The 9,296-nt window shown below is 70.0% G+C and carries 8 protein-coding genes; 2 read left to right on the top strand and 6 right to left on the bottom strand.

All coding sequences use genetic code 11. The features are described from left to right. Positions 1 to 127 precede the first annotated feature (127 nt). The 3 genes from ABZ260_RS39290 to ABZ260_RS39280 all read right to left on the bottom strand — a co-directional run bounded on the left by ABZ260_RS39290 (position 128) and on the right by ABZ260_RS39280 (position 2,496). Positions 128 to 1,504: a hypothetical protein gene (locus tag ABZ260_RS39290; RefSeq protein ID WP_355627684.1), complete on the bottom strand. Its 1,377-nt coding sequence runs from the start codon at positions 1,502 to 1,504 to the stop codon at positions 128 to 130. Positions 1,505 to 1,792: 288 nt separating this feature from the next. Then, positions 1,793 to 1,990, bottom strand: a complete 198-nt coding sequence (locus ABZ260_RS39285; protein ID WP_355627681.1) for a biotin/lipoyl-containing protein — start codon at positions 1,988 to 1,990, stop codon at positions 1,793 to 1,795. Further along, positions 1,906 to 2,496, bottom strand: a complete 591-nt coding sequence (locus tag ABZ260_RS39280) for a MarR family winged helix-turn-helix transcriptional regulator (RefSeq protein ID WP_355627678.1) — start codon at positions 2,494 to 2,496, stop codon at positions 1,906 to 1,908. Before ABZ260_RS39280 ends, ABZ260_RS39285 begins: the two co-directional genes overlap by 85 nt. Before the next feature lie 56 nt (positions 2,497 to 2,552). On the opposite strand from ABZ260_RS39280, the gene ABZ260_RS39275 reads away from it, so the two are divergent. Both ABZ260_RS39275 and ABZ260_RS39270 read left to right on the top strand, forming a co-directional pair. Then, on the top strand, positions 2,553 to 3,317 hold the full coding sequence (locus ABZ260_RS39275; RefSeq protein WP_355627675.1) for a trans-aconitate 2-methyltransferase: 765 nt from the start codon (positions 2,553 to 2,555) through the stop codon (positions 3,315 to 3,317). A gap of 117 nt (positions 3,318 to 3,434) precedes the next feature. Then, the gene (locus ABZ260_RS39270) at positions 3,435 to 4,913 is read left to right on the top strand and encodes a CYTH and CHAD domain-containing protein (protein WP_355627672.1); all 1,479 of its coding nucleotides are present in this window, start codon (positions 3,435 to 3,437) and stop codon (positions 4,911 to 4,913) included. Between the two features lie 52 nt (positions 4,914 to 4,965). On the opposite strand, the gene ABZ260_RS39265 is transcribed toward ABZ260_RS39270, so the two are convergent. The 3 genes from ABZ260_RS39265 to ABZ260_RS39255 form a co-directional block, all read right to left on the bottom strand. Beyond that, positions 4,966 to 5,844, bottom strand: a complete 879-nt coding sequence (locus tag ABZ260_RS39265; RefSeq protein ID WP_355627669.1) for an NUDIX hydrolase — start codon at positions 5,842 to 5,844, stop codon at positions 4,966 to 4,968. Continuing rightward, the gene (locus tag ABZ260_RS39260; RefSeq protein WP_350926836.1) at positions 5,837 to 7,900 is read right to left on the bottom strand and encodes an RNA degradosome polyphosphate kinase; all 2,064 of its coding nucleotides are present in this window, start codon (positions 7,898 to 7,900) and stop codon (positions 5,837 to 5,839) included. The genes ABZ260_RS39265 and ABZ260_RS39260 overlap by 8 nt, the downstream gene beginning before the upstream one ends. 62 nt (positions 7,901 to 7,962) lie before the next feature. Next, a complete protein-coding gene (locus tag ABZ260_RS39255) occupies positions 7,963 to 9,030 on the bottom strand; it encodes a TetR family transcriptional regulator (protein WP_355627665.1) in 1,068 nt (355 codons plus the stop codon). Between the last annotated feature and the right edge of the window lie 266 nt (positions 9,031 to 9,296).

The following is a 9,296-nucleotide window of genomic DNA, read 5'->3' as shown; positions in this document are numbered from 1 at the left end:
TAGTTTGTGTGACTGGTGGTTATGAGTTTTGTTCTCCGTTAGTGGCTCCGGTACGGACGCGTAGATCACCGTCGGGCGCGCTCCCCCGAAGGGGAAGCGCGCCCGGCGTCGTTCTACGCGGGTGGGACTACCAGTCGCCGCCGCCGAAGTCTCCGCCGCCGAAGTCGCCTCCGCCTCCGCCGCCGAAGTCACCCCAGCCGCCACCGCCGAAGTCTCCGCCGCCGCCGAAGTCGGTGCCGCTGTCGGCGACCCCCTGCTCGTAGCCGGCGCCGTAGCTGCCGTAGCCGCCGCCGAAGCCGCCGCTCAGCATGCTGCCCATCATGGTGCCGACGAGCATGCCGGTCATGACGTCGCCGAAACCGCCGTAGTAGCCGTAGGCGTACGGCTGGTAGGCCGGTCCCGCGTCGTAGTACGGGCGGCGCTCGCCGTTGACCATGACCTCGCGCGTCTGGGGCTCGAAGCCGCGCTCGACGGCCTCGGCGTCGGCCGCGCAGGCGGGTACGTCGCGCAGCGCGCCGCCGGGCGGGGCCCAGCGTACGTCGCGGACGGAGGGCCCGTGCTGCGGGTTGAAGAAGCACGGGGAGCGCCGCTCGGGCAGCGGCTGGTGGTTGACGCGCGCCTTCACGCAGGCGAGCGCGTAGCGGCCCTCCTCCAGCGCGGTGGTCACGCCGCGGAGCTCGTCGGGGCGCTTGACCGCCGCGAGCTCCACCTTGGCCCGCTCGTAGGAGTCCAGGGCGCGCTGCCAGTCCTGCAGGTGGTCGGCGCTGTCGCCGAGCAGCTTGACGTCGGTGTCGAGGTCGGTGATCTCCTCACCGAACTTGGTGACGTCCTCGTCCACGGTCTGCTTGACCGCGGCCAGCTCGGCGGCCTCACGGATCTCGCGATCCTTCTTCTTCTTGCGGGAGTAGAAGAAGATGCCCGCGCCACCGGCCGCGGCCAGCACCAGGATGCCGACCAGCACGCCGGTGCTGGAGCCGCTGGAGGAGCTGGAGCTGGAGGAGTCGGAGGACTTGGCGGGGACACCGGCGCCCGTCGCCGCGTCGTCCGCCAGCTTGGTGAAGTTGATCACGCTGTCGGTCGGGCTGTTGGTCTTGGCCCGTCCGAGCAGCTCGTCGATGTCGACGCCCTTGATGTTCGTGACGCCGAACGGGGTCCTGCCGCTCATCACCAGGACCGTCGACTTGGGGCCGACGCTCTTCAGGAGCGAGCTCAGCAGGGTCCTCGCCTGGGACTGGCTGGTGATCGAGTTCTCGGGGAGCATCGCCACGTAGACGGAGGAAGTCTTCTCGGCCGCGCCGCGCATGGCGTCGACGGCGTTGGCGGGCAGGCCCGCCGCGGGATCGGCGTAGAAGTGATCCCCGTCCTTCAGCTCCGAGGCGATCGCGCTGGGGTCTGGCGCCGCGGCGTGGGCCGCCGGGGCGAGCATGAAAACGGCCAGCAGCCCGGCGAACAGTGCCATGAGCATGGCACCGAAACGGCCTGGCGCGGTTCTAATCGTGGTCACGGCAGAAAGCCTCCTTCGTCCTGAAGACGAATGAGTGGACGTCAGAGTTCCTACATCCCGACCGTATCCTTTTCCGAACCGCGTCAGGCGTCTACCGGGGCATCCGGTGTGTGATCGTCGCGCCACGGCCCGCGTGGACCCGCGCACGCGAAAGCTCCAGCGAGGGTGGCCGGGGCTCCGGAGCCTGGCCCCGGCGTGATGTCCATGAATCCCCGCCGGATCTCCGGGGCGACCGGGACGGCATGCCGAAGCCGGTGAACGTGGGCGGACACCGCGCCGGGCGGGACCTCAGACGTCCTTGATCTCGCAGATCGTGGCGCCCGAGGTGACGGTCTGGCCGACCTGTGCCGCCAGTCCGGTGATGGTTCCGGCCTTGTGCGCGGCGAGCGGCTGCTCCATCTTCATCGCCTCCAGCACGACGATCGTGTCACCGGCCGCGACGGTGTCGCCGTCGGCGGCGACGACCTTGACGATCGTGCCCTGCATCGGGCTGACCAGCGAGTCACCGCTCGCGGCCTTCTTGGCCACCCCGCCGCCGCCCCGGCGCGGCGCCGCAGCAGGTCGGCGAAGGCGTTGTCCACCCGGGTTCGCCCGGCGTCGGTCAGGGAGACCAGGACGCCGCGCCGGTCCTCGGGGTCGGGGCGCCGCCTGACCAGCCCGGCCGCGGCCAGCCGGTCGATCCGGTTGGTCATCGTCCCCGACGTCACCAGCGTCGCGCGGAGCAGGGCTCCCGGGCTCATCTGGTACGGCTCCCCGGCCCGGCGCAGGGCGGTGAGCACGTCGAACTCCCAGGTCTCCAGGTCGTGCTCGGCGAAGGCGGCCCGGCGGGCGCGGTCGAGATGGCGGGCCAGCCGGGAGACCCGGCTGAGCACCTGGAGCGGCTCCACGTCGAGGTCCGGGCGTTCCTGATTCCAGGCGGCGACCAGCAGGTCGACCTCGTCCTTCGCTCCGGCCGAACGGCTGGAGTCGTGGTCCGCGTGGTGCAGGGTCATGCCGGGAGTCTATCTGTCTTGACATCGAGATATCTCGCCGGATATCAATTGTCTTGATGTCGAGATATACCTGGGACCCCGTGATCTACGGTCGCTACGCCGACGAGCGCGCGCGCCCCTTCTTCGACCTGGTTTCCAGGATAGCCGTAGAGAACCCCGGCTACGTGGTCGACGCGGGCTGCGGCACCGGCGAGCTCACCGCCGAGCTCGCCAGGCGCTGGCCGGACGCCCGGGTCCACGGCTTCGACTCCTCACCCGCCATGATCGAGAAGGCGCCGGCGGGCGGTTCGCTCTCCTTCTCCGTCGACGACGTCACGCGCTGGCGCCCTGAGCGGCCGGTCAACGTGATCGTGTCCAATGCCGTCCTGCAGTGGGTGCCCGACCACCGCGAGCTGCTGCCGCGCTGGGTGGAGGCCCTCGCCCCCGGCGGCCGGCTCGCCTTCCAGGTTCCCGGCAACTTCGACGCTCCCAGCCACGCCCTGGTCCGCGAGCTCTGCCGGACGAGGTGGCGCGACCGGCTGGGCGACCTGGCCCGCCCCTCCCCGGTCGACGACCCGGCCGGCTATCACGACCTGCTCGCTCGACTGGGCTGCCGGGTGGACGCGTGGGAGACCACCTACCTGCACGTGCTCCCCGGCGACGACGCCGTGCTCTCCTGGATCACCGGCACCGCCCTGCGTCCCATGCTCGACCGCCTGGACCCCGCCGAGGCCGCCGGCTTCCTCGCCGACTGCGCCGCCCTGCTCCGCGAGGCCTACCCCCGCGGGCCGTACGGCACGGTCTTCCCCTTCCGCAGGATCTTCGTGGTCGCCGGGAAGTGACCGGGTGACGCGCCGCCGCCCGCCCGGCGGGTGCCGGTGGGCCGGCGATCTCCGGAGCGGGTTTCTGGCCCGACAACCGGGCATGAATGGATATATGGGCAAATTAGGGGATGACCTGTGGCAATAGAGATCGAGGATAAGTTCGACGTTCCGGAGGATTACCAGCTGCCGGACCTCACCGGACTTCCGGGCGTCGGGGAGGTCGTGGGCCCGAAGACCCATCGGCTGGTCGCCCTCTACTTCGACACGCCCGATCTGCGGCTCGCCGCGCGGGGGATCACCCTGAGAAGACGCAGGGGCGGCACCGATCCCGGCTGGCACCTCAAGCTGCCCAAGGCCAAGGGCGTACGGCAGGAGATCACCCACCCGCTGACCCGGAGCACCAAGATCGTTCCTGCCGAGCTGGCGGATCTGGTGCTCGCCTACACCCGGGGTGCCCCGCTGGCGCCCGTCGCCGAGTTGGACACCCGCCGTGCCGTCACCACGCTGGTCAACGGCGCCGGGGTGAGGCTGGTCGAGATCGCCGACGACCGGGTCAAGGGCACCGTGCTCGGCGACGAGCCCCACGTCGAACGCTGGCACGAGGTCGAGGCGGAGATCCTCCATGGTGACGAGAGACTGCTGAAGAAGGTCGGAAAGCGGCTGCGCAAGGCCGGCGCCAGTCCCGCCGGATCGGCGAGCAAGCTCGCGCGCCTGCTCGGTGGCGCCGGAGCGGCCCACGAGCAGCCGCGTGCCAGGACGGCCCCGGGTTCCGCGGGTGAGGTCGCCGTCGGTTATCTCACCGCTCAGGTCGGCGCGTTGCTCACGCAGGACCCCCGGGTCCGTAGGGCCGAGGAGGACGCCGTGCACCAGATGCGCGTCGCCGCCCGGCGGCTCCGCAGCGCGATGAAGTCGTTCAGGACGGTCGTCGGGGGCACCGGGAACGTCCAGGACGAGCTCAAGTGGCTCGGCGCGGTCCTCGGCGAGGCACGCGACCTGGAGGTCATCCGCGAGCGGTTCGCGAGCAGGCTCGACAGCCTGGACAGCGCGCTGATCGTGGGTCCGGTCAGGGCCCGCCTCAGCTCCGACCTGCTGGACGACGAGCACGAGGCCCTCGACCGGATCAGGGACGCTCTCGGCTCCGAGCGCTACTTCGCCCTGCTCGACGCCCTCGACGACCTGATCGCCACCCCCGTGCTCACCAAGGCCGCCGGCAGGCCCGCGGAGACCTTGAAGGCCGTCGCGGCCAAGAGCTGGCACCGGGTCGCCAGGGCCTACGACACCGCGCTGTCCGTCGAGGACCCCGCCGAGCGCGAGCTCGCCATGCACGAAGTGCGCAAGGCGGCCAAGCGGGCCCGTTACACCGCGGAGGTGCCCGGTATGAAGAAGCTGGCCAGGCGGGCGGAGACGGTACAGGAGGCGCTGGGCACCCACATGGACGGTGTCGTCGCGCAGGAACGGCTGGCAGCCGAGGCCGCGAACGCCCGTCTGGCGGGAGAGGACACCTACACCTACGGCGTGCTGACCGGCGTGGAGCGGGCCGGCGCCGAGCGCGCCGGCGAGGAGTTCCCCCGGATCTGGGCCGACACCGCGGCCGCCGTCGCGAAGCTTCTCTGAGGTCCTCCCGGCCTCTCGGCCGCCACTCGCCCGGGACCGGCTGGAGATCGCGTCAGACGGTGTAGCGGTCCACGGCCACGACACGGCCGCCGTTGTGGTGCAGCACCGTGAACGCGCCCTTGGCCAGCCGCGCGTCGCCGGACCGGCCGCCGACTTCGGAGATCAGCCCGGGCAGGGTCTTGCCGTGGCCGCAGAGCGCCGTGGGCCGGTTCGAGGCCAGTGCCTTCTCGGCCAGGAGCAGGGAGGCCTGGAAGTCGTGGTGGGTCTCCGACAGGACGGGTTCGAGCCGGACCGGCAGGCCGGCCCGTTCGGCGTACGGTTCCAGGGTCTGCACGCACCGCCTGCTGGGGGAGCTGACCAGCTCCGCGGGGCGGAAGGCGCCCAGCACGCTCGCGAGCACCTCGGCCTGCCTCAGGCCGTTCTCGTCGAGCGGCCGGTCGTCGTCGTCGCCCTTCCAGTCCTGCCGGTTCCCCGCCAGGGCGTGCCGTACCAGCACGAGCGGGGTGGTCGTCGGCGATGCCGCGCCGAGCGCGCGGAGCAGCCCGGCATCCCAGTCGTAGGTCAGGCGCCGTGCGGCCTCCCGCACAGGCAGCCAGACCACATCGTCGACCTCGCGCCTGTCGGTACGGCTCTCCTCGGAGACCATCCTGGCCAACCAGTAGTCGACGCGCTTGGGTAACCCGCCCTTCGTGTAGTGGCTCGGCGGCAGCGACCGGCCGAGCTCCACGGTGATCCCCGTCTCCTCGGCCACCTCGCGCAGCGCGCCGGCGATGGCGTGCTCGCCGTTCTTCAGCTTCCCCTTGGGGAACGACCAGTCGTCGTACCTGGGCCGATGAACGAGGGCGACCTCCGGCGCGTCCGGTGAACCGCGCCAGACGACCGCCCCGGCCGCGCGGATCATGCCGTCCGGGTGGACGGCGTGCTCAGTCATCGACGGCCCTCCACCTACGGGTGCCGATCAGATAGGTCTGCAGGTCATCGCCGGGATGCCGGACCCAGGTGCCGTCCGGGTTGAGCCACCAGGTCGCGGTGTCGTCGGACATGGCCCGGTCCAGCAGGCCGCTGAGGTAGTTCCGCTGCTGCTGGCTGGCGACCTTGACCAGCACCTCCACCCGGCGCTCGATGTTGCGGCGCATCATGTCACCGCTGCCGATCCAGACCTCCGGACGCCGGCCGTGGCCGAACTCGTAGATCCGCGAGTGTTCGAGGAAACGGCCCAGCACGCTCCTGACCCGGATGTTCTCCGACAGCCCCGGTATGCCGGGGCGGAGCGTGCAGACCCCTCGCACCCACAGATCCACCGGTACGCCGGCCCGCGACGCCCGGTAGAGGGCGTCGATGATGGGCTCGTCGACCAGGGAGTTCGTCTTCATCCTGATGCCGGCGGGGCGGCCCGCCTCCTGATGGGAGATCTCCCGCTCGATCCTGGCCAGCAGGCCGCCGCGCAGGGAGTGCGGGGCGACCAGCAGCCGCCGGTAGGCCGAGTGGTTGGAGTAGCCGGTCAGGTGGATGAACAGGTCCGTGACATCCTCGCCGACCAGCCGGTCGGCGGTGAGCAGGCCCAGATCCTCGTACAGCCTGGCGGTCTTGGGGTTGTAGTTGCCCGTGCCGATGTGGCAGTAGCTGCGCAGCTCGCCCGAGACCTCCTGCCGCACCACCAGGGCGAGCTTGCAGTGGGTCTTCAGCCCCACGACGCCGTAGACCACGTGGCATCCGGCGCGCTCCAGCTTGCGCGCCCAGGTGATGTTGGCGTGCTCGTCGAACCTGGCCTTGATCTCCACGACCACGACCACCTGCTTGCCCGCCTCGGCGGCGTCGATCAGCGCGTCCACGATCGGTGAGTCGCCGCTGGTGCGGTAGAGGGTCTGCTTGATGGCCAGCACGTTCGGGTCGGCGGCGGCCTGCTCGATGAACCGTTGCACGCTCGTGGAGAACGAGTCGTACGGGTGGTGCAGCAGCACGTCCCGCTCGCGCAGCACCGCGAAGATGTCGTCCTCGACGTGCACCACCTCCGCGGGCACGAACGGGCGGAAGGTCAGCTCGCCCCGGTCGAGGTCGGCGATCGCGTGCAGCCCGGTCAGGTCCAGCGGCCCCGGCAGCCGGCAGATCTCGTGCTCGGCCACTCCCAGCTCGTCCACCAGCAGGTCCAGCACCTCGGGGGTGATGGTGTCCTCGACCTCCAGCCGGACCGGAGGGCCGAAGCGGCGCTTGAGAAGCTCGCGTTCCAGGGCTTGCATGAGGTTCTCGGTGACGTCCTCGTCGACGTCCAGGTCCTCGTTACGGGTCACCCGGAAGGCATGGTGTTCGACGATCTCCATACCTTTGAAAAGCTGCCCCAGGTGAGCGGCGATGACATCTTCCAGCGGGACGAAACGGTTCATGGACGCCGTGACGAAGCGGGGAAGCCGGCTGGGCACCTTGACCCGGGCGAAGACCGTGTTGCCGGTCGAGGGGTTGCGGACGGTGACGGCCAGGTTCAGCGAGAGTCCCGAGATGTACGGGAAGGGGTGGGCGGGGTCGACGGCCAGCGGCGTCAGCACCGGCCTGATCCGCTCCCTGAAGAGCTTGCGCATCTCGGTGCGCTCGTCGCGGCCGAGGTCGTCCCAGCGCACGATCTCGATGCCCTCGGCGCTCAGCTGCGGGCGGATCCGCTCGTAGAAGCAGGCCGACTGCCGTAGTGCGAGGTCGTTGGCGATCGCCGCGATCCTGGGCAGCTCCTCGCGGGGTTTCAAACCGCTCTTCGTGCGGAGCAGGAGGCCGGTGGCCATCCGCCGTTTCAGTCCGGCCACCCGTACCCGGAAGAACTCGTCCAGGTTGCTGGCGAAGATGGCAAGGAACCGAACTCTCTCCAGCAGCGGCAGGGACGGATCCTCCGCCATCTCCAGAACCCGTTGGTTGAACTGGAGCCAGCTCTCCTCCCGGTTGAGGAAGCGCTCCTGCGGGAGAGGAAGTCCGTCGGGGGTGGAACGGGCGAGTTCAGCGGACATATGACCAGAATGCCCGCTTTTGTTGAACAGAACGTTAATTTCGTCTCAACGGGCGCCGTTGTTTACTCACTTGGCTCAAGCTTTTCCGTCTCTTCACCAACGAGTTTCGCTCGCTTGACGGCCTCGCGTTCGGCGGCCCTGGCCTCGCGGAGCATCGCCTTCTCCAGCTCCTTCGTCTCCCGCTCGCGGGCCCGCTCCTGCTCTCTCAGCAGTCGCTGCTGCTCCTTCTGCTCCCGCTCGCGCGCCTTCTCCAGCTCCCGCTGCTCGCGGAGCCGGGCCTTCTCCTGCTCCCTGGCCACCTTCTCGGCCTCGCGCTGTTCGCGCTCGCGCAGCTTCTCCTGTTCCTTCTGCGCCCGCTCCCGGGCCCTCTCCTGCTCCCGGAGCTCCTTTTCGGTCGGGGGCGAGGGCGGCTGAGGCGCGGGCGACCGTGATCCCGCCGAGCGCGATCCCGGTGGATGGGGGCCGGCATCGGCCGGACGTTGCGGCGCCTGGGCCAGCCGCTGCCCCAGGCCGCGAGAGGAGGCGGTGAGCCGAGGGCTCGGGTCCAGCCCGGTCAGGCCGTTCCAGGCCAGGTTGACCAGGTGCGCGGCGACCTCCTCGCGCGACGGCCTGCGCACGTCCAGCCACCACTGGCCGGTCAGCGCGACCATGCCGACCAGCATCTGGGCGTACATGGGGGCCAGCTTGGGGTCATAGCCCCGTTCGACGAACTCGTCGACCATGACGTCCTCGACCTGGCTGGCGATGTCGTTGATCAGGCTGGCGAACGTGCCGGTCCCCGAGGCGGCGTGCGAGTCGCGAACGAGGATGCGGAAACCCTCGCTGTTCTCCTCCACGTAGGCCAGCAGGGCCAGGGCCGCCCGCTCCAGCTTGATCAGCGAGTGCGAGGCGGACAGGGCCTCGGTCACCATGATCAACAGCTTCTGCATCTCCCGGTCGATGACGACCGCGTACACGCCCTCCTTACCGCCGAAGTGCTCGTAGACCACCGGCTTGGAGACGTTGGCGGTCGCCGCGATCTCCTCGACCGATGTGCCGTCGAACCCTTTCTCCGCGAACAGGGTCCTGCTGATCTGGATCAGCTGTTCCCGGCGTTCCTTACCTGACATCCGCCGTCGGGGTTCGCTCACGGTTCTAATAATGCTGCTCCGGGGTGTTGAATGCGATGCGAGTCAATGGCGACGCGTGCCATTGGCGACGCTGGCGCGTCGCGGTGAGGCCGCTCTTACCCGGCTCCTTCCCTCGTCGAGGAAGGCCGCTCGTTCCTCGCGAGTTGCCGGCGACGCTAACGCGTCGCGGTTCGGCCGCTCAAACCCGGCTCCTTCCCTCGTCGACCGGGGCCGCTCGTTCCTCGCGACCCCGCTCTCCTCAGTCCAGTCGCCGGCGCGGCCTCACG

It is taken from the genome of Streptosporangium sp. NPDC006013 (genome assembly GCF_040614275.1).
In the GTDB taxonomy this organism is placed as follows: domain Bacteria; phylum Actinomycetota; class Actinomycetes; order Streptosporangiales; family Streptosporangiaceae; genus Streptosporangium.
This window is presented reverse-complemented; position numbering and strand designations above follow the sequence as displayed.

Coding starts and splice junctions, on each gene's coding strand:
- ABZ260_RS39280 (WP_355627678.1), bottom strand. CDS start 2,496: ATGACCCTGCACCACGCGGACCACGACTCCAGCCGTTCGGCCGGAGCG.
- ABZ260_RS39285 (WP_355627681.1), bottom strand. CDS start 1,990: ATGCAGGGCACGATCGTCAAGGTCGTCGCCGCCGACGGCGACACCGTC.
- ABZ260_RS39275 (WP_355627675.1), top strand. CDS start 2,553: ATGTCGAGATATACCTGGGACCCCGTGATCTACGGTCGCTACGCCGAC.
- ABZ260_RS39260 (WP_350926836.1), bottom strand. CDS start 7,900: ATGTCCGCTGAACTCGCCCGTTCCACCCCCGACGGACTTCCTCTCCCG.
- ABZ260_RS39265 (WP_355627669.1), bottom strand. CDS start 5,844: ATGACTGAGCACGCCGTCCACCCGGACGGCATGATCCGCGCGGCCGGG.